Annotated in this window: 30 protein-coding genes; 15 read left to right on the plus strand and 15 right to left on the minus strand. The window is 65.3% G+C overall.

Going from position 1 to position 26,273, the window contains the following annotated elements:
- Positions 1-271: 271 nt before the first annotated feature.
- Positions 272-1,462, minus strand: coding sequence for a threonine synthase (locus tag ACJ8FR_RS05845; RefSeq protein WP_407827682.1), 1,191 nt, complete (start codon positions 1,460-1,462; stop codon positions 272-274).
- Complete coding sequence (locus tag ACJ8FR_RS05850) at positions 1,459-2,352, minus strand: cation diffusion facilitator family transporter (protein WP_407827683.1); 894 nt, start codon at positions 2,350-2,352, stop codon at positions 1,459-1,461. Before ACJ8FR_RS05850 ends, ACJ8FR_RS05845 begins: the two co-directional genes overlap by 4 nt.
- Before the next feature lie 161 nt (positions 2,353-2,513).
- On the opposite strand from ACJ8FR_RS05850, the gene ACJ8FR_RS05855 reads away from it, so the two are divergent.
- The gene (locus ACJ8FR_RS05855) at positions 2,514-4,745 is read left to right on the plus strand and encodes a TonB-dependent receptor (RefSeq protein WP_407827684.1); all 2,232 of its coding nucleotides are present in this window, start codon (positions 2,514-2,516) and stop codon (positions 4,743-4,745) included.
- A 70-nt stretch (positions 4,746-4,815) separates the two neighbouring features.
- Here ACJ8FR_RS05855 and ACJ8FR_RS05860 read toward each other — a convergent pair whose 3' ends face one another.
- Genes ACJ8FR_RS05860 through ACJ8FR_RS05875 form a run of 4 tightly spaced genes read right to left on the minus strand, consistent with a single transcriptional unit; the run spans position 4,816 to position 6,392 of the window.
- Positions 4,816-5,046, minus strand: a complete 231-nt coding sequence (locus ACJ8FR_RS05860; protein ID WP_407827685.1) for a hypothetical protein — start codon at positions 5,044-5,046, stop codon at positions 4,816-4,818.
- Positions 5,046-5,447 carry a PspC domain-containing protein gene (locus tag ACJ8FR_RS05865; RefSeq protein WP_407827686.1) on the minus strand — a complete coding sequence of 134 codons (402 nt, stop codon included), beginning with the start codon at positions 5,445-5,447 and terminating at the stop codon, positions 5,046-5,048. The genes ACJ8FR_RS05860 and ACJ8FR_RS05865 overlap by 1 nt, the downstream gene beginning before the upstream one ends.
- Before the next feature lie 17 nt (positions 5,448-5,464).
- Complete coding sequence (locus ACJ8FR_RS05870; RefSeq protein ID WP_407827687.1) at positions 5,465-6,247, minus strand: PspA/IM30 family protein; 783 nt, start codon at positions 6,245-6,247, stop codon at positions 5,465-5,467.
- Positions 6,240-6,392 carry a hypothetical protein gene (locus ACJ8FR_RS05875; RefSeq protein WP_407827688.1) on the minus strand — a complete coding sequence of 51 codons (153 nt, stop codon included), beginning with the start codon at positions 6,390-6,392 and terminating at the stop codon, positions 6,240-6,242. The genes ACJ8FR_RS05870 and ACJ8FR_RS05875 overlap by 8 nt, the downstream gene beginning before the upstream one ends.
- Positions 6,393-6,611: 219 nt before the next feature.
- Here ACJ8FR_RS05875 and ACJ8FR_RS05880 point away from each other — a divergent pair, with 219 nt between their 5' ends.
- The gene (locus ACJ8FR_RS05880) at positions 6,612-6,839 is read left to right on the plus strand and encodes a hypothetical protein (protein ID WP_407827689.1); all 228 of its coding nucleotides are present in this window, start codon (positions 6,612-6,614) and stop codon (positions 6,837-6,839) included.
- Here ACJ8FR_RS05880 and ACJ8FR_RS05885 read toward each other — a convergent pair.
- Positions 6,800-7,090 (minus strand): DUF3297 family protein, encoded by a 291-nt coding sequence (locus tag ACJ8FR_RS05885; RefSeq protein WP_407827690.1) that lies wholly within the window; start codon positions 7,088-7,090, stop codon positions 6,800-6,802. The genes ACJ8FR_RS05880 and ACJ8FR_RS05885 overlap by 40 nt on opposite strands.
- A 128-nt stretch (positions 7,091-7,218) precedes the next feature.
- Here ACJ8FR_RS05885 and ACJ8FR_RS05890 point away from each other — a divergent pair, with 128 nt between their 5' ends.
- Genes ACJ8FR_RS05890 through ACJ8FR_RS05900 form a run of 3 tightly spaced genes read left to right on the plus strand, consistent with a single transcriptional unit; the run spans position 7,219 to position 10,789 of the window.
- Positions 7,219-8,487 (plus strand): 3-methyl-2-oxobutanoate dehydrogenase (2-methylpropanoyl-transferring) subunit alpha, encoded by a 1,269-nt coding sequence (locus ACJ8FR_RS05890; RefSeq protein ID WP_407827691.1) that lies wholly within the window; start codon positions 7,219-7,221, stop codon positions 8,485-8,487.
- The gene (locus ACJ8FR_RS05895; protein WP_407827692.1) at positions 8,487-9,500 is read left to right on the plus strand and encodes an alpha-ketoacid dehydrogenase subunit beta; all 1,014 of its coding nucleotides are present in this window, start codon (positions 8,487-8,489) and stop codon (positions 9,498-9,500) included. Before ACJ8FR_RS05890 ends, ACJ8FR_RS05895 begins: the two co-directional genes overlap by 1 nt.
- Positions 9,500-10,789, plus strand: coding sequence for a dihydrolipoamide acetyltransferase family protein (locus ACJ8FR_RS05900; RefSeq protein WP_407827693.1), 1,290 nt, complete (start codon positions 9,500-9,502; stop codon positions 10,787-10,789). The genes ACJ8FR_RS05895 and ACJ8FR_RS05900 overlap by 1 nt, the downstream gene beginning before the upstream one ends.
- On the opposite strand, the gene ACJ8FR_RS05905 is transcribed toward ACJ8FR_RS05900, so the two are convergent.
- Positions 10,786-11,592 (minus strand): alpha/beta fold hydrolase, encoded by an 807-nt coding sequence (locus tag ACJ8FR_RS05905; RefSeq protein ID WP_407827694.1) that lies wholly within the window; start codon positions 11,590-11,592, stop codon positions 10,786-10,788. The genes ACJ8FR_RS05900 and ACJ8FR_RS05905 overlap by 4 nt on opposite strands.
- Before the next feature lie 161 nt (positions 11,593-11,753).
- Positions 11,754-12,746: an SDR family NAD(P)-dependent oxidoreductase gene (locus ACJ8FR_RS05910; protein ID WP_407827695.1), complete on the minus strand. Its 993-nt coding sequence runs from the start codon at positions 12,744-12,746 to the stop codon at positions 11,754-11,756.
- 138 nt (positions 12,747-12,884) lie between these two features.
- Here ACJ8FR_RS05910 and ACJ8FR_RS05915 point away from each other — a divergent pair, with 138 nt between their 5' ends.
- The gene (locus ACJ8FR_RS05915; RefSeq protein WP_407827696.1) at positions 12,885-13,463 is read left to right on the plus strand and encodes a TetR/AcrR family transcriptional regulator; all 579 of its coding nucleotides are present in this window, start codon (positions 12,885-12,887) and stop codon (positions 13,461-13,463) included.
- A 32-nt stretch (positions 13,464-13,495) separates the two neighbouring features.
- On the opposite strand, the gene ACJ8FR_RS05920 is transcribed toward ACJ8FR_RS05915, so the two are convergent.
- The 4 genes from ACJ8FR_RS05920 to ACJ8FR_RS05935 form a co-directional block, all read right to left on the minus strand.
- Positions 13,496-13,690, minus strand: a complete 195-nt coding sequence (locus ACJ8FR_RS05920) for a DUF1059 domain-containing protein (protein ID WP_407827697.1) — start codon at positions 13,688-13,690, stop codon at positions 13,496-13,498.
- 69 nt (positions 13,691-13,759) lie between these two features.
- Positions 13,760-14,002 carry a DUF6582 domain-containing protein gene (locus ACJ8FR_RS05925; RefSeq protein WP_407827698.1) on the minus strand — a complete coding sequence of 81 codons (243 nt, stop codon included), beginning with the start codon at positions 14,000-14,002 and terminating at the stop codon, positions 13,760-13,762.
- 289 nt (positions 14,003-14,291) lie between these two features.
- Positions 14,292-15,134, minus strand: coding sequence for a pirin family protein (locus ACJ8FR_RS05930; protein ID WP_407827699.1), 843 nt, complete (start codon positions 15,132-15,134; stop codon positions 14,292-14,294).
- Positions 15,135-15,136: 2 nt separating this feature from the next.
- Entirely contained in the window at positions 15,137-15,688 is a 552-nt protein-coding gene (locus ACJ8FR_RS05935; protein WP_407827700.1) for an FMN-dependent NADH-azoreductase, read from the minus strand.
- Positions 15,689-15,817: 129 nt separating this feature from the next.
- Here ACJ8FR_RS05935 and ACJ8FR_RS05940 point away from each other — a divergent pair, with 129 nt between their 5' ends.
- The 9 genes from ACJ8FR_RS05940 to ACJ8FR_RS05980 all read left to right on the plus strand — a co-directional run bounded on the left by ACJ8FR_RS05940 (position 15,818) and on the right by ACJ8FR_RS05980 (position 24,894).
- Complete coding sequence (locus ACJ8FR_RS05940) at positions 15,818-16,192, plus strand: winged helix-turn-helix transcriptional regulator (protein WP_407827701.1); 375 nt, start codon at positions 15,818-15,820, stop codon at positions 16,190-16,192.
- Between the two features lie 73 nt (positions 16,193-16,265).
- Entirely contained in the window at positions 16,266-17,258 is a 993-nt protein-coding gene (locus tag ACJ8FR_RS05945; RefSeq protein ID WP_407827702.1) for an isopenicillin N synthase family dioxygenase, read from the plus strand.
- A gap of 31 nt (positions 17,259-17,289) precedes the next feature.
- A complete protein-coding gene (locus ACJ8FR_RS05950) occupies positions 17,290-19,605 on the plus strand; it encodes a transketolase (protein ID WP_407827703.1) in 2,316 nt (771 codons plus the stop codon).
- 61 nt (positions 19,606-19,666) lie between these two features.
- Positions 19,667-20,071: a hypothetical protein gene (locus tag ACJ8FR_RS05955; RefSeq protein WP_407827704.1), complete on the plus strand. Its 405-nt coding sequence runs from the start codon at positions 19,667-19,669 to the stop codon at positions 20,069-20,071.
- Positions 20,072-20,110: 39 nt separating this feature from the next.
- Positions 20,111-20,563 carry a MaoC family dehydratase gene (locus ACJ8FR_RS05960; protein WP_407827705.1) on the plus strand — a complete coding sequence of 151 codons (453 nt, stop codon included), beginning with the start codon at positions 20,111-20,113 and terminating at the stop codon, positions 20,561-20,563.
- Positions 20,560-21,396, plus strand: coding sequence for an HpcH/HpaI aldolase/citrate lyase family protein (locus ACJ8FR_RS05965; protein WP_407827706.1), 837 nt, complete (start codon positions 20,560-20,562; stop codon positions 21,394-21,396). Before ACJ8FR_RS05960 ends, ACJ8FR_RS05965 begins: the two co-directional genes overlap by 4 nt.
- 2 nt (positions 21,397-21,398) lie before the next feature.
- Positions 21,399-22,499, plus strand: coding sequence for an NAD(P)-dependent alcohol dehydrogenase (locus ACJ8FR_RS05970; RefSeq protein ID WP_407827707.1), 1,101 nt, complete (start codon positions 21,399-21,401; stop codon positions 22,497-22,499).
- Entirely contained in the window at positions 22,496-24,418 is a 1,923-nt protein-coding gene (gene acs, locus ACJ8FR_RS05975; RefSeq protein ID WP_407827708.1) for an acetate--CoA ligase, read from the plus strand. Before ACJ8FR_RS05970 ends, acs begins: the two co-directional genes overlap by 4 nt.
- Positions 24,415-24,894 (plus strand): DUF3833 family protein, encoded by a 480-nt coding sequence (locus tag ACJ8FR_RS05980; protein WP_407827709.1) that lies wholly within the window; start codon positions 24,415-24,417, stop codon positions 24,892-24,894. Before acs ends, ACJ8FR_RS05980 begins: the two co-directional genes overlap by 4 nt.
- Here ACJ8FR_RS05980 and ACJ8FR_RS05985 read toward each other — a convergent pair.
- Positions 24,891-25,631 carry an anti-sigma factor family protein gene (locus ACJ8FR_RS05985; protein WP_407827710.1) on the minus strand — a complete coding sequence of 247 codons (741 nt, stop codon included), beginning with the start codon at positions 25,629-25,631 and terminating at the stop codon, positions 24,891-24,893. The genes ACJ8FR_RS05980 and ACJ8FR_RS05985 overlap by 4 nt on opposite strands.
- Positions 25,632-26,246: a sigma-70 family RNA polymerase sigma factor gene (locus ACJ8FR_RS05990; RefSeq protein ID WP_407827711.1), complete on the minus strand. Its 615-nt coding sequence runs from the start codon at positions 26,244-26,246 to the stop codon at positions 25,632-25,634.
- Positions 26,247-26,273: the final 27 nt, after the last annotated feature.

The raw sequence follows: 26,273 nt of genomic DNA on the forward strand, positions 1-26,273 counted from the left end.
ACCGCGCCGAGTCGGCCGCGAGTCGCACAGGTTTATCCACCGATTCACCCACAGTTTTGCTTTTGGGGCGGTACGATTCCGCTGGAACAACCGTGCTGCCCGTGTATTGTTGTCTTGTGCTTCTGAACTCGAAAGAGGGAAGAAGCATGGAACCCCGGCAACTTCGGTTGCCGGGGTTTACTCGTTTATGGGCCTCGTCATTGCGAGGAGCCGCGGGCGACGCGGCAATCCACTTGGACGCTGGATTGCTTCGCTCCGCTCGCAATGACGCTTAGAGATCCTCCGCTCTCGCTTCCGCCAGCTTCAGCCTCTTCGATCCGTCCGCCAGCGGGTACTTGTTGCCGTTCGCGCAATTGAACAGCAGCGCGCGCTCATCCTTCCCAACCAGGCCGCGTTCCAGCGCTTGCCGCCAAGCCGCGACCACTGCACCGCCTTCCGGGCAGAGCAGGAATCCATCGTCGCGTGCGACATCGTCAACCCCCTTCAGAATCGCCTGCTCGGACACCGCGAGCGCTGCGCCGCCACTGTCGCGCACGGCGCGCAGGATGAGGAAATCGCCGACCGCCTTGGGCACCCGAATCCCCGTGGCGACGGTCGCGGGATTCTCCCACCGCTCGGCGAACTCCTCGCCCTTTTCGAACGCACGGACCATCGGCGCGCAGCCCTCGGCCTGCACCGCGTACATCCGCGGCCGCTTCGAGCCAATCAGGCCGACCGCATCGAGCTCGTCGAACGCCTTCCACATGCCGATCAGGCCGGTGCCGCCGCCGGTCGGATAGAAGATCGCATCGGGCAGCTCCCAGCCGAGCTGCTCGGCAAGCTCGAACCCCATCACTTTCTTGCCTTCGAGGCGGTAGGGCTCCTTCAGGGTCGAGCAATCGAACCACAGGCCTTGCGCCGTGCCCTTGCCGACCAGCGCGCCGCATTCGTCGATCTGTCCGTCGGCGACATAGACTCGCGCGCCATAGGTCGCGGTCTCGGTAATATTGATCTCCGGCGTCTCGGCCGGGCAGATCACCACGGTCTCCATGCCCGCGCGCGCGCCGTAGGCCGCGAGCGCAGCGCCGGCATTGCCGTTGGTCGGCATCGCGATCCGCTCGATCCCGAACTGCTTCGCCATGGTCACCGCCATCGCCAGCCCGCGCGCCTTGAACGAGCCGGTCGGCAGCCGCCCCTCGTCCTTGACCAGAAGGTTTGGCCCGCCGGTGCGGGTCAGCGGGACGATCGGCGTCTCGCGCTCGCCCAGGCTGACCGGCTCCGTGCCTTCGGGCAACGGCAGCAGCTCACGCCATTTCCACATGCCCGGCTCGCGCGCGGCAAGGCTGTCGCGGGTCAGGGTTCGTGCCGCGGCTTCGAGATCGTAGCGAACCAGCAGCGGTTTGCCGGCGCGGCTGAGGTTGTGGATTTGTCCGGCTTCGTAGCGTTCGCCGGTCAGCGAGCATTCGAGATGGGTGACGTTCATCGGCAGGGGGTGTCTTCCAGGTGGGTCCGTTCAACCTGCAGCGTGCAATGCTCGATCCCGAACCGGTCATGAAGCGTTGCCCGCGCGCTTTGCAGCAGCTCGTCGATCGGCCCGGCAGGGAAGACGAGGTGCGCAGTGAGCGCGATCTCCGTGGTGCTCAGCGGCCAGACGTGAAGATCGTGGACGCCTTCGACCCCTGCGAGTGAGCTCAACGCTTCGCGCACATGGTCGAGTTCGATGCCGCTCGGCACGCCCATCAGCGACATCCCGACCGATTCTCGCATCAGCCCGATGCTGCCCCACAGGATCACTCCGGCGACCGCGAGGCTCATCACCGGATCGACCCACTGCTGGCCGGTCCACAGGATCACGAAGCCGGCGAACACGACGGCGGCGGACACGGCGGCGTCGGCCGCCATGTGCTGGAACGCGGCTCGCACATTGATGTCGCGCTCGCGCCCGCGGGCGAAAAGGAGCGCGGTCGTCAGGTTGACGACGATCGCCAGCGCGGCGACCCAGATCACGGTACGTGCGTCGGCCACCGACGGGCGAAGCAGTCGGTCGATGGCTTCCGCGGCGATGGCTCCGACCGCGACGAGCAAGAAAAGGCCGTTGATCAGCGCCGCGAGGATCGAGGCTTTCTTGAGCCCATAGGTGAAGCGCGGCGACGGAGATCGCTTCGCCATGACTGCTCCGGCCCATCCGACCACGAGGCCGAGCACGTCGGACAGGTTGTGGCCGCCGTCGGCGACGAGGGCCATTGAATTGGCGAGGAAGCCGTAGACCAGTTCGATCAGGACGATCGCGACGTTGAGCGCGATTCCCAACGCAAAGGCGCCGGTGAAATCGTCTCGCTCGTGGCCGTGGCAATGAGGGGAATGGCCCGACATGGAGCGCGCCCTAGCCCAGTCGCGGCAAGGGACTCAAATCACCGCCTGTCGAAAAAATGCAACAGTTCGCGGAACATGTTGTTGTGATATTATATCATTCTCTTGCGACAATATATCATTTACCCTAGCACCGGCCGACTTCTTCCAAGCACGGGGCTCAAATGAACCGCTCGATCCTTCTTGTCTCCGCGGCCGCCGCGGCCCTTCCTGCGATGCCGGCCCTCGCCCAAGCGGCCGGCCAGCCGGCGACGTCGACGGTCCCTGATTCTGCCAAGAGGGCGACGGTCCAGCAGTCTTCGCCAAACCCGCCGCCAGCCCCGGCGAGCAACATCGTCATCACCGGTCGCCGCCTCGACGTCGCGCGCGATTCGATCACGCCATCGCTCGGTGCAAGCCAGTACACCTTCGACAAGGAGGCGCTGGAAAAACAGCCGGGCGGCACGAACCTCACGCTCAACAAGTCGCTGCTTCAGGCACCGGGTGTCGTCCAGGACAGCTACGGCGTCATCCACGTCCGCAACGAGCACGCCAACCTCCAGTACCGCCTGAACGGGGTCATCGTCCCCGAAAGCATCAGCGGCTTCGGAACGACGTTCGATCCGCGGATCGCCAGTTCGATCCAGCTCATCACCGGAACCTTGCCCGCGCAATATGGCTACCGAACTTCGGGCGTGATCAATTTCCGCACTCAGTCGGGCCTTCTCGGCAATGGCGGAGAGGTTGGCGTTTACGGCGGGAGCTTCGGCTGGATCGAGCCGAGTGCAATGATCCAGGGCTCGAGCGGCAATTTCAGCTATTTCGGTTCGGCAAGCTACCTTCGCAACAATCTCGGAATCGAGAATCCCGAGCCGACAACGCACGCCATTCACGACCGGACGACCCAGTTCCGTCCGTTTGCCTATGTCTCCGACATCTTGTCCGAGAGCAGCCGCATCTCGCTCTTCGGAGGGAGCTTCATCGGCAAGTTCCAGATTCCGAATGTCACGGGCGAAACACCGGCATTCACCGTCAACGGCGTTTCCGATTTCGATTCGACCAAGCTCGACCAGAACCAGAAAGAGATCACCCACTACGGGGTTCTCGCCTACCAATACGCCGGCAACACGTTCAACGCGCAGGTCGCGCCGTTCGTTCGCTATACCGAGACCCGCTTCACGCCCGATCCGAACCATGGCGACGTGATCTTCAACGGCTTTGCCGATGCAGCCAAGCTTTCGGGGTTGGCGGCAGGCGTGCAGGCCGATGCCAGTCAAACGCTCGGCAGCAACCATACATTGCGCTTCGGGGTGTTCTTCCAGAACGAGCACACCAAGTCGAACGTTGTTTCAACCGTCCTTCCGACCTGCACGGAGGCGGACGCGTCGGAGGATGAATGCACGGTCGGTGATCCGATCAGTGACGTGCCGTTCACTATTACGGATAAGAGCAGCAAGACCGGCCAGCTCTATGGCGTTTATGTGCAGGACGAGTGGAAGCTGACGCCGACGCTGACGCTCAACTATGGCGCGCGGTTCGACGTGGTCCACGCATTCACGCACGAATCGCAGCTGAGCCCGCGGGCCAATCTGGTGTGGCGCGCAACGCCGCTCACCACGTTCCACCTCGGCTATGCGCGAAACTTCACCCCGCCTCCGCAGGAGCTGATTTCGACAAGAGACGTGGCGCTGTTCAACGGCACGACCAAGGAATCGGAGATCCAGACCGCCGATCCGGTCAAGGCGGAGCGCGAGCATTATTTCGATGCCGGGGTCGAGCAGCGCTTCAACGGCGGCCTCAAGCTCGCGGTCGACGCCTACTACAAGCGCAAGAAGAACCTCCTCGACGAGGGCCAGTTCGGTTCCGCTGTCGTCCTGTCGCCGTTCAATTATGCGAAGGGCTATGCGTGGGGCGTCGAGCTCAGCGGCAATTACACCCACGGGCCGATCGATCTTTATGCCAATGTCGCGCGCGGCCAGGAGAAGGGCAAGGACATCATCTCGGCGCAATATTTCTTCGCGCCCGACGAGCTCGCCTTCATCCAGAACCATTACATCTTCACCGACCACTCGCAGAAATGGACCGCATCGGGCGGCGGCAGCTACACGCTTAAGAACGGTCTCGGCTCGCTCGTGCCGACCATGGACTTCATCTACGCCTCGGGCCTCCGTACGGACGACCCGAACGGAATCGTCCCGAACGGCGGGGCGCTGCCCAGCTACTGGGTGTTCAACGCCGGCATCTCGCAAAACTTCGATGGGCCTGGAGCGCTCAAAGGGGTTTCGATCCGCGCCGACGTTCTGAACCTGTTCGACAACAAATATCAGATCCGCAGCGGAACCGGCGTCGGCGTCGGCGCTCCGCAATGGGGCCAGAGGCGCGGCTTCTTCGTCGGCATCAGCAAGAAGTTCGGCTGAACGAAAAAACGGCCCGGCGGGAAGGGATCGCCGGGCCGCTCTGCAGCGCGTCTGGGGAGGACGCGCGGGATTAGATGTCGATCCCGGCGGCGATCGCCTCGAGCTTGCGGACCCGCTCGCGAAGGTCGGCGATCTCGATCCGGCCGGTGGCGGGAGGAAGGCCGCGGTCGCCAAGCGACTGCGTCAGCTCCATCTTCTTGAGCTCGAGCCAGCCGTTCCACCCCTTGAGGGCTGTCAGGCTCGCCCCGGCCAGCCCGACGATCACGCTGGCCGAGAGCAGTCCGATCGTCAGCAGATCCATCACTTCTCCTCCTCGTGCCGGAGCGCCTCGATCTCGCGCGCCAGCTCTTCGTTCTGAGTGTTGATGTGGTGGTCGATCGCCATCAGCCGGCGGTCGGTCTCCTCGAGGTCGTGGACCATCGCATGGACCGTGGGTCGCTTGGCCGCGGCGAGCTCCATTCGGTCGAAATCGCTCATTCGGCTCTTGCCGACGATCGACCTCTTCTTCTGCACCGCAAGATAGATGCCGATCGCGGCGTAAGCGATCAGGGTCAGCTTGAAGCTGATGAAGATCGCCGCGGCGACGAAACCGATGCGGATGAAGGTCGGGTCGACCCCGATCATCGCGCCGACCGTTGAAGCGACGCCGGCGACCTTCGCGTCCTTGCGGTCGAGCGAGTAAGGATAAACTTTCCGCGCCATCGTCATTTTCCCCTTCCTTAGTTCGCGCGCGACTTCAGCGCGGCTTTCATCGCTTCCAGCTCGGCGTCGATCTTCTCGGCGGCTTTCAGCTGGTCGATTTCGTCTTCGAGGCTCGTGATCCCCAGCGCTTCGCAGCGGCCTTCGGCGAAGTCCGCGCGGCGCTCGAGCAGGTCGAACTTGGCAAATGCGTCGGCGGTACGGCTGCCGTGCATGATCTCGCGCGCTTTCGCCCTCGTGATCGCGCTTTCGAACCGCGCGGCGATCGCGTTCTGCCGGGCGCGCGCTTCGCGCAGCTTGCCCTGGAGCTTGGCGATGTCGGCTTCGTAGCTGCGCAGCACCTGCTCGATCTGGTTGAGCTCTTGGCGCAGGCTTGTCGCCATCTCGCCGGCGCTCTGCCGCTCGAGCAGCGCCGCCTTGGCGAGGTCGTCGCGGCCCTTGCTCAGCGCCAGCTCGGCCTTGGCCGTCCAGTCGCTCTCAAGCTCGTCGAGCCGCGACACGGTGCGCCGCATCTCCTTGATGTCGGCGATCGATCGTGCCGCCGTAAAGCGAACCTCGACCAAAGTATCTTCCATCTCGAGGATGATCATTCGGATCATCCGCGCCGGGTCTTCAGCCCGGTCGAGAAGCTCGGTCATGTTCGCGGCGAAAATGTCGCGGGCGCGGCTGAACACGGGACCGCTCAGCCAGCCGGCGACCGGCGCGAGCCGGGAAGTCCTGTTGTCCTGGGCGGTCTCGGCTTCCTTGACCAGCACGGGCGTGCGGACCGGGACCCTGGCTTCGAGGATCTCGAGGTCAGGCATTGAAATTGGCCGAGATCATGTTGCTGACCGGGTGGGCGGCAACCGCCTGCGCCGGGCCGACCGCTGCGCCGACGGCGACCGTGCTCATCACGAGCGCTGCGGCCATGGCAACCAGGGTTCGCGTGAATTGCGACTGCGACGACATTCTCATTCTCCTTTTTGGCCCGCTGTCATTTGTTTGCGGGCTCGTGCCGACTACTAATCAAGGAGCGTGCCAATCCCGGAAAACTGCGCAGAATCGCACTGAGATTGCCGGAGCGGTGGATTTTCCCAACCAAGAGTTGGCGCGGAATCCCAAGCTTTGAGTTTGGGAACATTCGCTGCCTTCGGCGCGTCGAACGCATGGTTCGGACAAGGAGGTTGTATGCTGGGCAAGCTTGCGGGCGCGTGGCTGGGCGAGAAAATTGCGGGCGAAGGCCAGGGGGCGAAAGGCGCGATCCTTGGTTACGGCGCGGCCTCGCTTGCAAAGCGCAGCGTGCCGACCTTGGCCGCGCTCGCGCTCGGCGGCTGGGCGTTTCGGAAGTGGCGCAGGAAGCGCCGTGCGAACGCCGCTTATCCTTCGGAGGCGGCCCCGTCTTCGCCCGCGGATTGAGCCGGCGCTTCGAAATAGGGCTCGACCTGCCCCTTGAGCTTGATCGTCATCGGCTGGCCGAAGCGGTCGCGGCTTCGGCCGGCAGCGATCCGGATCCAGCCTTCCGACACGCTATATTCGATGACGTTGGTCTTTTCCTGACCGTTGAACTTGATGCCGACTCCACGGCTCAGCAGCGTCTCGTCGTAGAACTCGCTCCGCGGGTCGAGCGAGAGACGGTCGGGTGGGGTGTCGGTAGCTTTATCGGCCATGGCCGCGCCCTACCCTTCGGTGGCTTCGAGCGTCAACGCGGCTAGCCTCCAGAAGTTCGTGTAAAGCACACTTGTCATTGCCTGTTGCCGCCCTGGCGAGACGGGACTAAGCGGCGCGTTGGAGAGGTATGAGCGACAAGGATCCATCACTGCGCCGCAACGCGCCGAAGCTCGCGCTGCACGTGCCCGAGCCGCATTTCCGGCCCGGCGACACGCCTGATTTCTCGTCGCTCGATATCCCCCCGGCGGGCGCCGCGCCTCGGCCCGACACCAGCGTCGCTGCCGCCGAAACGCACCCGCTCACTACCGCGCTGGTCCGCGTGCTCGGCGAGGACCATCGCGCCGTCGGCCCGTGGGATCCGAAGCTCGACCCCGACACGTTGCGCAAGATGCTCCGCGACATGGTCACCGTCCGCATCTTCGACGACCGCATGTATCGCGCGCAACGGCAGGGGAAGACGAGCTTCTACATGAAGTGCACCGGGGAAGAGGCGATCGCGGTCGCCGCCGCCGCCGCGCTCTTGTCCGACGACATGCACTTCCCGACCTACCGCCAGCAGGGGCTGCTGATCGCCCGCGGCTATCCGCTGACGGAGATGATGAACCAGATCTACTCCAACCGCGGCGACAAGCTCAAAGGCCGTCAGCTGCCGATCATGTATTCGGACAAGGCACACGGTTTCTTCTCCATCTCCGGCAACCTCGCGACGCAATTCCCGCAGGCGGTGGGCTGGGCAATGGCCGCCGCGATCAAAGGCGACAGCCGCATCTGCATGGGCTGGGTCGGCGACGGCGCGACGGCCGAGGGCGACTTCCACAGCGCGATGACCTTCGCCGCGGTTTACAACGCCCCGGTAGTGCTCGCCGTGGTCAACAACCAATGGGCGATCTCGAGCTTCGCCGGCATTGCCGGGGCCGAGCGCGCGACCTTCGCCCAGCGCGCGGTGGGCTACGGCGTGGCCGGGCTGCGGGTCGACGGCAATGACGCGCTTGCCGTCTATGCGGCAGTCCAATGGGCGGCGGAGCGCGCCCGCTCGAATGGCGGCCCGACTTTGATCGAATTCTTCACCTACCGCTCCGAGGGCCATTCGACTTCCGACGACCCGTCCGGCTACCGCCCGGCCAACGAGGCGAAGGCCTGGCCTCTCGGCGACCCGGTTGAACGATTGAAGGCGCATCTGCTGGCGATTGGCGAGTGGGATGACGAACGCCACGCCGCGATGGCGGCTGAAGCCGAGGCGGCGGTTCGCTCGGCGCAGAAGGAATCCGAGAAGCTCGGAATTCTTCCGGAGCAAGGCAAGGACGACATCGGTTCGATGTTCGACGACGTCTATGCCGAACTGCCGTGGCACCTGCGCGAACAGCGCGAGGAAGCGCTCAGCGAGGGCGGCGGCTGATGCCGACCTTCAACATGATCCAGGCGCTCAACGATGCGCACAAGGTCGTGATGGCGCGCGACGAGGACGTCGTCGTGTTCGGCGAGGACATCGGCTATTTCGGCGGGGTCTTCCGGGTCACCGAGGGCCTGCAGAAGCAGTTCGGCAACACCCGCGTATTCGACGCGCCGATCAGCGAGGGCGGGATCGTCGCCACCGCCGTCGGCATGGCCACTTATGGGTTGAAGCCCGTCATCGAGATCCAGTTCGCCGACTATATCTATCCGGGCTACGACCAGATCGTCAGCGAGGTCGCGAAGATCCGCTACCGCACCGCGGCCGAGTGGACGATGCCGATGGTCATCCGCACGCCCTACGGCGGGGGCATCTTCGGCGGCCAGACCCACAGCCAGTCGCCGGAATCCTTGTTCACCCACATCTCGGGGCTCAAGGTCATCATCCCCTCGACGCCCTATGACGCCAAGGGCCTGCTGATCGCGGCGATCGAGGACCCCGACCCGGTGATCTTCTTCGAGCCCAAGCGCATCTACAATGGCCCGTTCGACGGCCATCACGACCGGCCGGTGAAGCCTTGGTCCAAGCACTCGGCGAGCGAGGTCCCGGAAGGCCATTACACCATTCCCATCGGCAAGGCGGCGGTGGTCCGCGAAGGCGGCGACCTCACCATTCTCGCCTACGGCACGATGGTCCATGTCGCCCTCGCCGCGGTCGAAGCGCAGGGGCTCGATGCCGAGCTAATCGATCTTCGCACGCTTGTGCCGCTCGATCTCGATACGATCGAGGCCTCGGTGAAGAAGACCGGGCGGTGCCTCGTCGTCCATGAAGCGCCGCGCACCAGCGGCTTCGGCGCCGAGCTCGTCGCACTGGTCCAGGAACGCTGCTTCTATCATCTCGAAGCGCCGGTCGAGCGGGTCACAGGATGGGACACGCCCTACCCGCACGCCTACGAATGGGCCTATTTTCCTGGCCCGAAGCGGATGAAGACAGCGCTTGAGAAAGTGATGGCCGACTGATGGCGAGATACGAATTCAAGCTGCCTGACATCGGCGAGGGCATCGCCGAGGCGGAGATCGTCGCCTGGCACGTGAAGGTCGGCGACAGCATCGCCGAGGATCAGCAGATCGCCGACATGATGACCGACAAGGCGACGGTCGAAATGGAAAGCCCGGTCGCGGGCAAGGTCATCGAGCTTGCCGGCGAAGTCGGCGACCTGGTGCCGATCGGCTCGGTGCTCGCGGTGATCGAGACCGAGGGCGCGGACCGCGCCGCCGAACCGGTCGACGACAGCAAGGACGAACGTCCGCTCGCCGACGGCGCGGTCGAAGCGACGCCGGAGCAGGCGAAGGAAATCCCGGTGGTCGCGGCCGACGTCGAAGCGAGGAAGCCGAAGCCGGCCCCGGCGCCGCGCGTCGAACCTGAGGTTGCGGGCAAGGAACCGTCCGGTGGCCACGTCCTCACCTCCCCTGCCTTGCGCGCCCGCGCGCGGGACCTCGGCATCGACCTCGCCGAGGTGAAGACGGCCGGCGACCGCGTTCGCCACTCCGACCTCGACGCTTACTTGCTCTACAACGGCGGCACGGTGGCGCCCCGCGCCAGCAGCGCGGCCCGGCCTGACGAGACGATCAAGGTCGTCGGCCTGCGGCGCAAGATCGCCGAGAATATGCAGGAGGCGAAGCGCCGAATCCCGCATTTCACTTTGGTCGAGGAATATGACGTCACCGCGCTCGAGGAGACGCGGGCGATGATGAACGCCGACCGCGGCTCAAACCCGAAGCTGACGCTCCTGCCCTTCCTCATCACCGCCATGGCGCGGGCGCTGGCCGAATGGCCGATGCTCAACGCCACCTACGACGACGACGCCAACGTCATCACCCGCTCGGGCGCGGTGCACATGGGTGTCGCGACCCAAACCCCCAATGGTCTGATGGTGCCGGTGATCCGCAATGCGCAGTCGTTGAGCGTCTGGCAGCTTGCAAGCGAGATTCTCCGGCTCGCCGAGGCCGCGCGCAGCGGAAAGGCGGCGCGCGACGAGCTCAGCGGATCGAGCATCACCATCTCCAGCCTGGGGCCGATGGGCGGGGTCACTTCGACCCCCGTCATCAACCGTCCCGAAGTCGCGATTCTCGCCGTCAACAAGGTCGAGGAAAAGCTGGTGCCGATCGACGGCGAGATCGAAATCCGCAAGCGGATGAACTTGTCGGTCAGTTGCGACCATCGGGTGGTCGACGGGTGGGACGCGGCGAACTTCATGCAGGCCTTGAAAGGCTACATCGAAAACCCGCTACGGCTCTTGTCGGCTTAGGCCGCGGCCGCTTCCACAATCAGCCGCGTGATCTCGTCGGGATGCGAGATCAGCGACAGATGGCTTGACTTCAGCTCGATCGTCTTTGCGCCCATCCGATTGGCCATGAAGCGCTCAAGGTCCGGGTTGATCGTCCGGTCTTCGGTCGAGACCGCATAATAGCACGGCCTTGAACGCCATGCGGCGCGGGTGGTTTTGGCGGTGAGGAGCGCTTTGTGGAACGGCTGCTGCACGGCGTAAAGCACCCTCGCCTTCGCGGCCGGTATGTCTCCGGCAAAGTCGCTCAGGAATGCTTCTTCGCTGAGTCTCCCCTCATCCCCGTCATAGACGATGCCTGCCGATGCCGGCGGCGGCGGATATTTGGCCGCAAGCGCTGCATAATCCTCGCCGGCGTCGGGCGCTCGCGCCGCGACATAGACGAGGGCCGAAACCTTCGGATGAATGCCCGTTTCGGTCAGGATCATGCCGGAAAAGGAATGGCCGACGAACACCGTCGGGCCGTCCTGACGATCCAGCACCTTGGTCGCTTCGGCGACCGCTTCCGGCAGCGTCGTCAGCGGATTCTGGACCGACGTCACGTTGAAGCCCGCCGGTTGCAGCCTGGAGATCACTTCCGACCAGCACGAGGCATCTGCAAAGAGCCCGTGCACCATGACGATGTTGCGGGCCTTTGGTCGCGTGAACGGAGTCGCGAACGAGCGCTCGGGCGTAACGGCCGCCGCAGCTGCACCGGCGATCAACAAGCTCGAAAAGGCTCTCCTGTCGATCACGACGATCTCACCTTGTTGAAGGAAACAGGGCATTTGGCGAAATCCGACTTTCCACCGGTTGTGCAGCTGATGACGGATTTGCAATGCGTCGAATTTCAGGCGGAGCCCCGGCGCCGGCGAGGGGAGCGGAAAACGCCGGGGCTCTCGGAACGCCAGCGGGCCTCAGTTTGAGGCCGGCTGCGTCTCCTCAGCACTTAGACCGCAATTGCTTCCGCGACGCGCGCCACCGGAGGGTCGAAGCGCTCGCCGACCATCTCCTCGCTCTTTGCCCAGAGCGCCTCGGCGTGCTCCGGATTGAGCGCATAGGGGCGTACCCCGTCGCTCAGGACTGAAAGCTCGCTGTCGGTCACATTGGTGACGACATGGCAGTCGGCGCAATAGCGGCCGCCAACCTCGTCGCCGTTCGCAACCACGCCGGCCCAGACCGAGGTCGCGGCGCCCTGCGGTACTGTCTTGAACTCGAGTGGCGGCTCGCCCCGACTGACGAGGTCGGCGTCGATCCTCATCACCCACTCGTCGAGTTCGCCCGGCTTCATGTAGCGGGCGAGCTCGGTCCTGATCCCGCCGGGATGGACGGCGGTCGCTCGCACGCCTCGGCCCTTGTGGCGGCGGTCGAACTCGACGGCGAACAGGATGTTGGCCGTCTTCGAGCGGCCATAGGCGACCATCGGGTCGTAGGGCGTGCGCTCGAAGTTCGGGTCGTCGAGGTCGACGTCCGAATAGCGGTGGCCCGCCGAGGACAGATTCACGAGCCGCCCACCGTCGGTGACCAGCGGAGCGATCCGGTTGACCAACACGAAATGGCCGAGATGGTTGGTTCCGAACTGAGTTTCGAATCCGTCGGCGGTATGGCCGAAGGGCGTGCGCATCACGCCGGCATTGGCGATCACCAGGTCGAACTTGCGGCCGTCGGCGAGCAGCTGGTCGGCGCCGGCTCGGACACTCTTCAGGTCGCCCAAATCGACTTCGACCAGTTCAATATTCTCAGCGCCGGCTTTGCTAAGTGCGCGCTTCGCTTTGGCAAGGTCGCGCGCGGTGCCGACGACCTCGGCACCGTGCGCCGACAGCGCACGGGCGGTCTCAACTCCAAGGCCGGCCGACACTCCGGTGACAAGCACGCGCTTGCCGGTAAGGTCGACGCCGTTGAGCACTTCGTCGGTAGTGGATTTAGCACCAAATGCAGTCATTTGCTGAAACTCCTGGGGAGGACATGAGCGTCCTCTTCGCGACCGCCGGGGTTGCGGACCAATGCGCGAATCACTAGAACTGGAGGACGCCTCCGCTTAAATACGGAGGGTTCCTCCGTTTATCAAGAGGCTTTTTCCTTGCCTGCCAATTCGGGCCCTGTCCGCAAGCCGCGCGCCGACGCAGCACGCAACCGCGTGCGTCTGCTCGAAGCGGCGCGCGCGGCGTTCAGTGACGGCGGCGTGTCAGTCAGCCTGGAGGAGATCGCGCGCTTGGCGGGCGTCGGCATCGGGACGCTCTATCGTCACTTCCCGACCCGAGATGCGCTGATCGCCGAAGTCTACCGCAACGAAGCGCAGAAGCTGGGCGAAGCGGCGCGCGAGTTGGCAGCCTCCCACCCGCCGCTTGAAGCGCTGCGCACCTGGCTGTTGCTGTTTGTCGATTATTTGTCGACCAAGCTGATCCTGGTCGAAGCCTTCAGATCGATGGTCGGGGACACTTCGCGGCTCACCGCAGGGTCGGGTGAGCTGCTAAGCGCGGCCGTCACCCTGCTTATGGATCGGGCGGTCGAAAGCGGCGACATCACCAGCGGGGACATCGACCCGATCGACCTGCTGCGCGCGCTCACCGGCGTCGCGATGACGAGCCCGGGGCGGGACTGGCACGTAGCCGCCGCGCGAATGGTCGATGTCCTGATTGCCGGCCTGAAACGCGGCTAACGAAGCCTGCTTCGATAATCCGATAACGCTGCCTAGGCGGCAGGCGCGCCGCTTTTCGCGCCATCCCGAAGCATCGCGCGGAGCTCCGGGCCATCCTGATGGCCATGGACCTGGACCGCATGCTGCGCCGCGGCTTCTACGAGCTCGTCTTCGCTGTCGGCGGAAATTGCAACGGTGCAGCCGGACTCGCTCGGATAATCGCGGCAATCGATATATTTGCGATCCATATCGGCCTCCTCGGGTAGCGCCCGGCTCGTGCGCTTCTGGAGGCGCTGTGGTCAAGTGAAACGGACGGGCTACTTCTTGCCCAGCTCGTGCCAGCTCTTCTCGCTCACTTCGACCCCGTGCTTCTTGGCGGCGCGCTTGATCCGGCTCCAGGCCGCGTCGCGCTCGTCGTCGCTGACGCCTTCGACCTGATTGAAGCGGGCGATGGCATTGCGGACATGGCTGGCGTTGTTCAGCGGCTCCTTGCGCTCCTTGGGAAACGCGAACTGGTCCTCGTCGAGGCGGTCGCGCTGCTTTTCGCTGAGTTCGCTCATGCACTGCTCCTTTCTACGGCATTGAACGCCTGAGGAGCCGTCGCGTTCGAATTCAGAGTGAATGAGCCCCGGCGCTCTGGGGAGGGGGAGAGGGAGTGCCGGGGCTCTGAGCGACGTTTGGGCGGAAAGGGGGATTTCCGGCCCACGTCGCTGATCGGGTTACGCGGTTATTATTGTGGCCCGTATAGGGCGCGCCAGGTTGCGGCGGCCCGTTCACCAGATGACATTTGCGTCATCCAGCGATGAACCCGCACGCAGGCCGTGGGGCGAAGGGATAGTGATGCTCACCTCACAACAGCCCTTCTTGCTTCAGCCGCGCCTGGATCTCGGCGATGTGGCGCTCGGCAGTGTCGAGCGCTGCCGCGCTGGTGTGGACCGAGTAATATCCGAGCACGAGGTCGTGGGGATGGTGCCTGGCCGACCCGAGGACGAACTCGCTATCTTCTTCGGCGCGGACGTCGATTGCAGTTGGCGACGTGTCGAACGCGACCATTTCGCCGGCCTGGACCAGCTCGGGCACCGCAATGCCGCCCGACGCCAAAGCGATCCAGGCGACGTCGTGGCCGGCCGGCGGATCGTAGCGCCAGGTTTCGCCAGCCTTGAGGCGGACGGCGAGATAATTGATCGGCGACGGAGCCTTGAGCGGGCTGTCGAGGCCCTGGTAGCTGCCGAGCAGGACCGAGACCGGCCCGATCGACGGAACATCCTCTGGGCTCAGATAGATGCTTTCCGACGGGCCGAGCTCCTGGTCCGGCGGAAGCGCGAGCCACAACTGGAATCCGCGCGAGCGGCCTTCGTTGCCGGCTCCGCCGCCGTGCCAGGCGCCGCCCGCAGCCTTGAACCATTCGACGCCTCCCGCCGGGAGCAGGCCGGAGGCGCCAGTGGTATCTTCATATCGGGTGCTGCCCTGCCAAAGGTAGGTCAGCGTGGCGATTCCCGAATGCGGGTGCCAGCCGAAGCCCGACAAGTCCGAGCCGGCGGCGTCGAACAGATCGAGGAAGACGAACGGCTTCACGATCTCCCCGAGATCGGACGGGCTCATCAGCCGCGTGATCGGGCCATGCCGGCTGCCGCGTGTGCGGCGGACGATTCGCCGGTGGGTCAGGAAATCGCTGTACGCGGACCCGGCCATGATCAGGCCGCCAACCGAAGCGTTTCGCCGAGCGCCTGGCCGATCGACTGCTCGCGCAGCTCGGGGCTGATCGCGAGGCCTTCGGCGACCACGAACTCCGGCTCGATGCCGATGAAGTTGAACGCGGCCGTGAGGTAGCGCTCAACGAACTCGTAGGCGGCCGCCGGCGAGCCCTCGCTGTAGATGCCGCCGCGCGCCAGAGCGATGATCACGCGCCGGCCGCCGGCCAGGCCCTCAGGACCGTTCGCGCCGTACTGGAAGGTCTTTCCGGCAATGGCGATGCGGTCGAACCAGGCCTTGAGCTGGGATGGAATGCCGAAATTGTACATCGGCGCGCCGATCACGACCGTGTCCGCTTCAAGGAACTCGTCGAGCACCGACGTGTCGGCAAACTGGTCGAGCGTCAGATGCGGGATGGGGTTTGCGGCGAGGTCGCGATAGACCACCTCCTCGCCCCACTGTGAGATCTTGAGCTTCTCGACGAGGGACTTGGTAAGCTGGCGGCTGGCGCTGTTGTCGCCGTTGATGCTGGTGTCGATATGCAGGATGGTCACTATTGCCTCCTTGGTATGGATTTGTTACCGAGGCACGCTAAATAACTATGGGCGAATCGCTCGCAAGAACGTATTTTTTTGTGGCCGACGAACAAATTTGTGGCCCGGAAACATGGAGGTAACCGCACGATGAAAGACCCCAGCAATCCTGTCTGCCGCACGATCAGCACCTTGCTGTCGCGGATCGGCGACAAGTGGACCGTGCTCGTCGTCGGCACGCTCGGCGAGGGCTCGAAGCGTTTCAACGAGCTTCGCCGCGAGATCCCGAGCGTATCGCAGCGCATGCTCACGCTGACCTTGCGCAACCTCGAGCGCGACGGGCTGGTCAACCGGACGGTCACGCCGACGATCCCGCCGCGCGTCGATTATGAGCTAACCGGGCTTGGCCATTCGCTGCTGGAGCCGATCACGGCGTTGTCCCAATGGGCGCTCGGCAACATCGCCGCGATCCACGCCGCTCAGGCGCAGTTCGACGCCGCGCACGATACGGCCGAAGCGGCCTGACCCACTCGTCGAAAACCGGTTGATTCCGGAACGGCGGATTTCCCAGACTGCAGGCTAGCGAAGGGGAATGCGAGTGAGTGAAGCCGATCTCGACCGGGCGCCGGTCGCGCCGCGCGGGTCGCTTGGCGGCGTACCGGTGATCGACCTCTCCGGGCCCCACGAGACGGTGGTCGCGGCGACCGCCGAGGCGTGCCGCGACTGGGGTTTCTTCCAGATCGTCGGGCACGGCGTTTCGGCCGGCGAGGTCGAGCGCGTGATCGCTACGGCCCGCGCCTATTTCGCTTTGCCGCGTGAGGCCAAGCGCCGGCAGCTGCGTTCGCGCGACAATCCGTGGGGCTTTTACGACCGCGAGCTGACCAAGGAAAAGCGCGACCGCAAGGAAGTTTTCGACATCGGCCCCGACGCCGGCGAGATCGCCGCCTCGGATGGCGATCCGTTTCGCGGCACCACGCCATGGCCCGTGGCGCCGGCCCCGTTCGAGCCGGTCATGCGCGAATGGTTCGTACGCGCGAGCGCCCTGTGCGCCGAGCTTCTCGGGATCATCGGCGAGGGGATCGGCGGCCACACCGGCGAACTCGCCCGCGCCTTCTCGCCCGAGCACACCAGCTACCTGCGCCTCAACTTCTATCCGCTCGGCGATCCGCTCGCGGCCGAGGCTGGGGACGTCGCGGATCTCGGCATCCACCATCACAGCGATGCCGGAGCGCTCACTTTGCTTGTCCAGGATGGAATCGGCGGACTCCAGGTCTATCGCCACGGCTGCTGGCACGACGTTGCGACGGTGCCGGGCGCGTTCACGATCAATATCGGCGACATGATCCAGGTCTGGTCGAACGACATCTATTTGGCGCCGCAACACCGCGTGCTGGCGATGGACCGGTCCGAGCGGATTTCGATCCCATTCTTCTATAACCCGTCCTACGCAGCCGAAATCCGCCCGCTCGCCGGCCAGCCGCGATACCGTCCGCTCAACTGGGGCGAGTTCCGCCGCCGCCGCGCCGACGGCGATTTCGCCAGCTACGGAACCGAGGTGCAGATCGGCGAATGGCGCATCGCGGCCGCGTGACGCGCGCGCCGGGCGGCACTAGAGCGGCGCGATGCTCAAGCCCGTCACCACCGACATCGAAGCGCTGAAGATCCTCGACGAGCGGCTGCGCTGGTTGTCGGCCTGGACCATCCATCACGCCAACCACATCCGCGCGAGTGATGATGGCCTAAAGGTCGGCGGCCACCAGGCGAGCTGCGCGTCGATGACGGCGATCATGGCCGCGCTCTATTTCCACGCGCTCGGCGCCAACGACCGCGTCGCGGTCAAGCCGCACGCCGGGCCCGTGCTCCACGCGATCCATTATCTGCTGGGCAGCCAGTCGCGCGAGGCGCTGGAGAATTTCCGCGGCTTCGGCGGCGCGCAATCCTATCCCAGCCGCACGAAGGACAGCATCCCGGTCGATTTCTCGACCGGCTCGGTCGGCCTCGGGGTCGCGATCACGCTCTTCGCCAGCCTCGTCCAGGACTATCTCACCGCCCACGGCTGGCTGGAAGACAAGGACCGCGGCCGCTTCGTCGCGCTGATCGGCGACGCGGAGCTCGACGAAGGCAATATCTACGAGGCGATCATCGAGGGCGCCAAGCACGACGTGCGCAACCTGTGGTGGATCGTCGACTACAACCGCCAGAGCCTCGACGCGACCAGCGCCGATCGCATGTTCGAGCGCTTCGACGAGATTTTTCGCAGCTGCGGCTGGCGCGTCGTCGAGCTGCGCTACGGCAAGCGGCTGCGGGCCGCCCTCGACAAACAACCGGCGCTCGAACGCTGGTTTGAAGGACTCTCGAACGCCGGGCTATCCGCGCTTCATTACCAAAGCGGCGGCGCCTGGCGGAAGCGCATCGAAGCCGATCTCGGCAAGAAGGCCGCCACCTTCCTGAAGGAGCATGACGACGCGGCGCTCGCCTGGCTGTTCATGGATCTCGGCGGCCATTGCATGGAAACGCTGATCGAGGCGTTCGACCGCGCCGACGACGACGTCCCCACCCTGTTCATCGCGTGGACGATCAAGGGCTTCGGCCTGCCCTTCGCCGGACACAAGGACAATCACGCCGGCCTCATGAACCCGACCCAGATGACAGCGTTGCGCGAATTGATGGGCGTACGTGAAGGCCATGAATGGGAACCGCTCGAGGGCATCGGCGACAATGTCCGGCCGGGCGTCGAAGCGGCGATCGAGCGCAGCCGCGTCGCCCGCGAAAAACGCAGCCGGAGCTTTGGCGCAGTGCCGATTCCCGCCATCCCTGCCCCGTCCGGCGACGAGCAATCGACCCAGGCCGCCTTCGGCCGCATCCTGCTCGATCTGTCGAAGGTCGGCGGCGAGCTTGCCGACCGCATCGTCACCACCTCGCCCGACGTCACCGTCTCGACCAACCTTGGCGCGTGGGTCAACCAGCGCGGCCTGTTCCGCCGCGACGAATTGCCCGACGTCTTCGCTCGGGCAAAGATTGCGTCTGCGCAAAAGTGGGGTGCCAACAACAAGGGCCAGCACGTCGAGCTCGGCATCGCCGAGAGCAACCTGTTCCTGTTGCTTGCGGCGGCAGGCCTCTCCGGAGACCTGTTCGGCACCCGCCTGTTCCCCATCGGCACGCTCTACGACCCGTTCATCGCCCGCGGCCTCGATGCGCTCAACTACGCTTGTTACCAGGACGCGCGCTTCCTCCTCGTCGCGACGCCGAGCGGGATCACGCTCGGCCCCGAGGGCGGCGCGCACCAGTCGATCAATCCGCCGTTGATCGCGCTCGGCCAGCCGGGCCTGCGCCATTACGAGCCCGCCTTTGCCGACGAGCTCGCGGCGATGATGGAGCAAGCCTTCCGGCTGATCGACCACCCGGCCGGGGAAAGCACCTACTTGCGCCTCTCCACTCGTAACGTTCGCCAGATCGAGCGCACCGACGACGGCTGGCGAGACGGCGCTCTCGCAGGCGGCTATTGGCTCCGTGAGCCCGGCGCGGGCGCGGAAGCAGCGATTGCGGCCATGGGCGCAGTGATGCCCGAAGCGCTCGCCGCCTGGAAAGAGCTCAGCGAAGATGTGCCTGGCCTCGGGCTGCTCGCAATCACCTCGCCGGACCTGCTTCACCGCGGCTGGACGGCGGCGCAAGCCGCGCGCTGGCAGGGCGAGCGAGCACCGAGCCATATCGAAACCCTGCTATCGCGGCTCTCACCGCGAGCCGGCCTGGTCACGCTTGCCGACGCAGCCCCCGCTTCGCTGTCGTGGCTCGGCGGCGTGCTCGGCCAGCGAGTCGCGGCGTTGGGCGTCGAAAAGTTCGGGCAGACCGGCAGCCTCGCGGAGCTTTACGCTGCCTACCGCCTCGACGGCAGCGCGATCGTCGAAGGCGTCGCCGAGGTCTTGCTCCAGAACGGATGAGATGGATCGGATTCGGCAAGAATTCGCTCCTACGCCGGTCCTGGGACACCAGGGGGATTGAATGTCGAGTTTCTGGAATCAGGCAGCCGCCGCCGCTGCGCAGCACCAGGCGCAGTGCGACACCATTCAGGCGGATTTCCGGGCGGAACAGAAGGTTCGGCCTTCCATTCGCAGGGATCCGCCGCCGGCACCAATGGCCCTGTCCCCAACCGATAATGAGTTGATGCTGCGCCTCGCCGATGAATTGGACTATGCGCGGCGCCAGCTCGGTACGATGGGCGACAGCCTGTCGGCCGATCGGCCGATCCTTGCGCGCCACGGCCTGACGCTGCAGTCGGTCGACATCGTCGGCCAGGTGCTCGGCCACATCGCCGGCGTGCTCCGTTCCAGCAACATTGCCGGCGCGGTCGATCAGATCGGCATGGCGGAGCTGAAGGCGCGATTGCAGCGCAGGAGCGCGCTCTAAGGTTGGCAAGCGGCTGATCGCTGGCTTACAGCGGCGCCCATGCCAGGGCGCTATTTCGACGAGTGGCAGGTTGGCGACCAAGTGTCGCACGCAATCACCCGCACGGTGACGGAGGTCGACAACCTCCTGATCACGACGCTCACTCACAATCCGCAACCGCTCCACCTCGATTATGAGGCGGCCGCCAGGACCGAGTTCGGCAAGCCGCTGGTCAATAGCTGCTTCACCTTCAGCCTGATGGTCGGCGTCAGCGTCCATGACACGACCCTCGGCACGCTCGTCGCCAACCTCGGCTACGACAAGCTGGTGTTCCCGAAACCGGTATTCGCCGGCGACACGCTTCGCAGCGAAAGCGAATGTGTCGAGCTGCGCGACAGCAAATCGCGGCCCAACGCCGGCATCGTCACCTGGGCGCACCGCAGCTTCAACCAGAGGGACGAGCTGGTGTGTGAATGCACGCGCACCGCGCTGATCCTCAAACGGCCGCAGTGACCGAGCCGCGGTCCTGGCTGTTCGTCCCGGCCGACAGCGAGCGCAAGGTCATGAAGGCGCTCGACAGCGAGGCCGACGCGATCATCTTCGACCTCGAAGACAGCGTCGCGCTCGGGCAAAAAGCATCGGCGCGCGAGGTTCTTCAGAATTTGCCGAAGCGCTCAGGCGGCCCGGAGTGGTGGGTCCGGATCAATCCCATCGGCAGCGAATATCATAAGGACGATCTGCACCTGATCGCGATTGCGGACCTCCACGGGATTGTCCTGCCGAAGGCCGAGAGCGGCGCCGACGTCACGCGGCTCGCGCACCGCACGGGCAACATCCCGATTCATGCCATCGTCACGGAAACGGCCGCCAGCCTGTTCGGGCTTCTCAGCTACCGCGACCCGAAGTCGCCGCTCGCCGCGATGAGCTGGGGCGCGGAGGATTTATCGGCGGCGCTCGGAGCGGCGTCCAAATATGACGCCAATGGCGAGCTCAGCTTCACCTACCGGCTCGCGCGCTCGCTGTGCCTCGCTGGCGCTGCCGCCGCGGGCGTGCAGCCAGTCGACGGTGTGTTCGCGGACTTCAAGGACAGCGACGGCCTGCGCGCCGAAGCCGAAGCTGCCGCGCGGGAAGGCTTCACGGGCAAGCTTGCCATTCACCCGGCCCAGGTGCCGCCCATCAATGCGGCCTTCACCCCGGCACGAGGCGATATCCGCCACGCCGAAGAAATCGTCGCCGCATTCGAGGCACATCCCGACGCAGGGGTGCTGTCGGTCGGCGGCAAAATGGTCGATCGCCCGCACCTAATGCAGGCCAGACGCGTACTGGAACGAGCTCGAGGAGACTGAGCATGGCGACTACAGCAGAACCCCAGCCGACGGGAACTCTTGCACCCAGGTCCGGTCCGACCCCCGCCAAGGGCTGGGGCACCGATGCGCCCGATCAACCTTTGCGGCCGATGGAGTTCGAGCGCCGCGCGCTGCGGCCCGACGATGTCGCGATCAGAATCACCTACGCCGGCATCTGCCACAGCGATCTGCATACCTGCCGCAATGACTGGGGCGGCAGCAAGTATCCGGTCATCCCCGGGCATGAGATCGTCGGGACCGTGACCGCGGTCGGCGACCGGGTCACCCGCCACCGCGTCGGCGACACTGTCGCGGTCGGGTGCATGGTCGACAGCTGCATGGAATGCGACCAGTGCCTCGAAGGCTGGGAGGTGTTCTGCCGCAAGGGCTGCGTCCAGACCTACAATAGCGCCGACTATCACGACGGCTCGATCAGCAAGGGCGGCTACACCGACCATATCGTCGTCCGCGATCACTTCGTTCTGAAGGTCCCCGAAGGGATGGACGTGGCCCGCGTTGCGCCGCTCCTCTGCGCGGGAATCACGACCTACTCGCCGCTGCACCAATATGACGTGGGGCCGAACACGAAGATGGCCGTGGTCGGGCTGGGCGGCCTCGGCCACATGGGCGTCAAGCTCGGCGCGGCGATGGGCGCGCACGTGACGATGATCACGACCACGCCGAGCAAGGGCCAGGATGCGCGCGATCTGGGCGCGCACGACGTCATCATTTCCACCGACGCCGAACAGATGCGCGCCGCCGCGACCCGCTTCGACTTCATCCTCAACACCATTCCGGTCAGTCACGAGATCGATCCCTATCTTCAGCTGCTCGGACGTTCCGGACGCATGGTGATCGTCGGAGCGCTGACGCCGATGCCCGGCTTCGTCGGCTTCAACCTCATCTGGTGGAACCGCGCGGTCGGCGGCTCCGCGATCGGCGGCATCCCAGAGACCCAGGAAATGCTCGATTTCTGTGCCGCGGAGAACATTTACCCGGACGTCGAGTTCATCGCGATGAACCAGGTCAACGAAGCCTACGAGCGCCTGCTGAGAAACGACGTCCGCTATCGCTTCGTGATCGACATGAGCCGAGGCCTGTGAGTTCAAGCGTTCATCCAGTTCCCGAAAATTTCGATGCGCGGATCGGCCCGCGCGAGCTGCAAGAGCTGCACGACCTGGAACGAAGCGATCCGCGCCGCTTCTGGCTTGATCAGGCGCGTCGCCTGACCTGGAACAAATTCCCGGCCGAGGCCGGGGACTGGTCGTTCAATCACGACGACTTCCGCATCCGCTGGTTCGCCGACGGCGAATTGAACCTGTCGGTCAATTGCCTCGACCGCCATCTCGCCGAGCACGGGGATCGCGTCGCCCTGATCTTCGAGGCCGACGAGCCGGGCCAGGGCCACAGCCTCACCTACCGCGAGCTGTACGAGGAGACCTGCCGCTTCGCGAACCTGCTGAAGTCGCGCGGAATCAAGCGCGGCGACCGCGTGATGATCTACATGCCAATGATCCCCGAAGCGGCGGCGGCAATGCTCGCCTGCGCGCGCATCGGGGCGGTCCACTCGGTCGTGTTTGGCGGCTTCTCGCCCGAAAGCCTCGCCGGCCGGATCGCCGATTGCGACGCGTGCGCCGTGATCACCGCCGACGAGGGCGTCCGCGGCGGCAAGCCCATCCCGTTGAAGCGCAACGTCGACACCGCGCTCGAGCAGCGCGATGTCCCAACCGTCATCGTCGTCACCCGCACCGGTGGCGACGTGCCGATGAAGGCCGGCCGCGACATCGGCTATTCCGCGGTGCGCGACGATCTCGCGACCGACTGCGAGCCGGAGATCATGAACGCGGAAGACGCTCTGTTCATCCTCTACACGTCAGGCTCGACCGGAAAGCCGAAGGGCGTCGTGCATACGACCGGCGGCTATGCCGTGTGGGCGGCGACGACTTTCGACTGGGTGTTCGACTACCGCCCCGACGACATCTTCTGGTGCACCGCCGACATCGGCTGGATCACCGGCCATTCCTATGTCGTCTATGGCCCGCTGGCGATGCGCGCGACCAGCGTGATGTTCGACGGCGTACCCAACTACCCCGATTTCGGCCGCTTCTGGGAAACGGTCGACCGGCTTGGAGTCACCATCTTCTACACCGCGCCAACCGCGATCCGCGCGTTGATGCGCGAGGGCGACGAGCCGGTGAAGCGCCACAGCCGCTCGACCCTGCGCCTGCTCGGCACGGTCGGCGAGCCGATCAACCCCGAAGCCTGGGAATGGTATTGGCGCGTGGTCGGCGACGAGCGCTGCCCGGTGGTCGACACCTGGTGGCAGACCGAGACCGGCGGAATCCTGATCTCGCCGTTCCCCGGCGCGACCGAAATGAAACCGGGAAGCGCGACGAAGCCACTACCGGGTGTGAAGCCGCTTCTCGTCGACGCCAACCACCAGGTCCTCGAAGGTCCCGCCAGCGGGAACCTGTGCATCGCGGCCTCGTGGCCCGGCCAGATGCGCACCGTGTGGAACGACCACGGCCGCTTCTTCGAGACCTATTTCGAGGCCTATCCGGGCCTCTATTTCACCGGCGACGGCTGCCGCCGCGACGAGGACGGCTATTACTGGATCACCGGCCGCGTCGACGACGTGATCAACGTGTCCGGCCACCGGATCGGCACCGCCGAGGTCGAAAGCGCGCTGGTCTCGCACCCCAAGGTCGCGGAAGCCGCGGTCGTCGCCTTCCCCCACGACATCAAGGGCCAGGCGATCTACGCGTTCGTGACCTTGAACGCCGGCGAGGAAGGCAGTGACGCGCTGCGCAAGGAGCTGGTGCAGGAAGTGCGCCACGACATCGGCGCGCTCGCCGCGCCCGAGAAGATCCACTTCACCCCCGCGCTGCCCAAGACCCGCTCGGGCAAGATCATGCGCCGCATCCTGCGCAAGATCGCCGAGGGCGCGACCAGCGGCTTCGGCGACACCTCGACCCTGGCCGATCCGACCATCGTCGACGCTTTGGTCGCCGGCCGGCAATGATCTTTGCGGCCTTGCTCGGCCTCGCCGCTGCAGCCGCCGCGCCGGACCCGCCGAAGCTCGACATGACCGCTTTCTTCGCCGGCAAGAGCCACGCCGACAACGTGATCAAGATCGCGTTCCACGGCCCGCACAAGCTGATCGTCGACAGCGTCGGCGGCCGCAACAAGGAAGGCGAGTTCGTGCTGGTCGACACCATCCGCGAGGAGGGCAAGCCGGTGCGCACCCGCACCTGGGTCATGCACCCGGCCGGCGACGGCCATTTCACCGGATTCCTCAGCGATGCGGTCGGGCCCGTCGACGTCATCGTTCGTGGCGACACCGCGACGATCACCTACGTGATGAAGGACGGCAACCTGAAGATCATCGAGCAAATCCAGGCGCAAAGCGATGGCAAAACCCTCGCCAACCACGCCGTCGCGAAGAAGTTCGGCATTACTTTCGCGCGCGTCGAGGGCACGATCCGCAAGCTGGATTAGCCCGACCGCTTCACGAACAGGGTTTCGAACTGGCGAAGCTCGGCCGCCGGGATATCCGACACCGCCGCGAAGCGCAGCCCGTTGCGGCTCCACTCGGTGACCGCGAAGCCGTCCTTCACGAACGCGCGGTCGCCGCCATTCTTCGCCGGCCAGGCGAACACGTTCACGGTGTGCAGCCTCCGGTGATAGACGATGGCGGCGACGGTCCTCCCGTCGATCGAATCCAGCCGCCCCCCGGCAAGCGGGAACCCCTGATCAGCAAGCTCGGGAACGGGCGGCGAAAAATCGATCCGGCCGTTGAACCACGGCTTGACGATATGCTGATTGGTGGTCTGGACGTCGGTCAAATGCCCCGGCTGCAACGACCGCACGTGGCTCGACACGATCTGCTGGTCGACGATGGAATCCGCGCCCGGCGGAAGCAGGGTCAGCATCGCGAGCGAGGCAGCGACGGCACCGGCGAGGCCCGGCACCAACCAGCCACGCAAGTGATTTTCGTTCGCCGCTGTCGGCGATAGGCCCGGCGAGGCGGCGATGCGCCGCACCAGCGATCCCGGCGCGGCATGGCGCACCCCGTCGGTCCTCAGCAGGTTGCGCAGTCCCTGCAGCCGCTCGAGCTCCTCGCGGCAGCCGTCGCACCGGGCGACATGGGCCTCGACCATCGCGACGTTCGCCGCGTCGAGCTCGTTGTCGACGAGCCCGCCGAGCAACAGTTCTTGATCAGCGCACCCGGGCATCTAACTCACGCTCCTTTGCTCATCGCCCGCCAGGCCCGCGGGCAGTAGCTCCTTGGCCAGCATTGCCCGTCCCCGCGCCAGGCGCGACATCACGGTCCCAATCGGCACTCCCGTCACTTCTGCGATCTCGGCGTAGGACAGGTCTTCGAGCTCGCGCAGCACCACCGCCTCACGGAAGGGCTCGGGAATGGCTTCGATCGCCGAGCGGACGCGGTCCACGTCGGCGCGGCGCAGGACTTCCTCTTCGGGGGTTGGGCCCGGGTCCGGTTGGTCGCCGAGCCGAGCCGCCGCCTCCTCGCTGAGGCCGCTTTCATGGATTACCAATGCCACACGGCCGGCAGCGCTCGACTGCGCTGTGCGACTGCAGTTGCGGACAATCGCGAACAACCAGGCGCGAGGCGAGCTGCCTCGAAATTGTCCGAAGGCTCGAAAAGCGCGAACCATCGAATCCTGGACGATATCTTCAGCCAGCACCGCATCACGCGTCAGATAGCGTGCGAGGTTATAAGCGCCGTCGAGGTGCGGCAGGATCATCGACTGGAATTGATCGAAATGTCCGGCGCCAGGCATGGCACTGCCCGGCGCCGGACGGGTGCCGGCCGCTCGCTTGCGCATGAAGAAGGAGGGGGCAATCGTCTTCAC

This window comes from Sphingomonas sp. (assembly GCF_045810705.1).
GTDB lineage: Bacteria > Pseudomonadota > Alphaproteobacteria > Sphingomonadales > Sphingomonadaceae > Sphingomicrobium.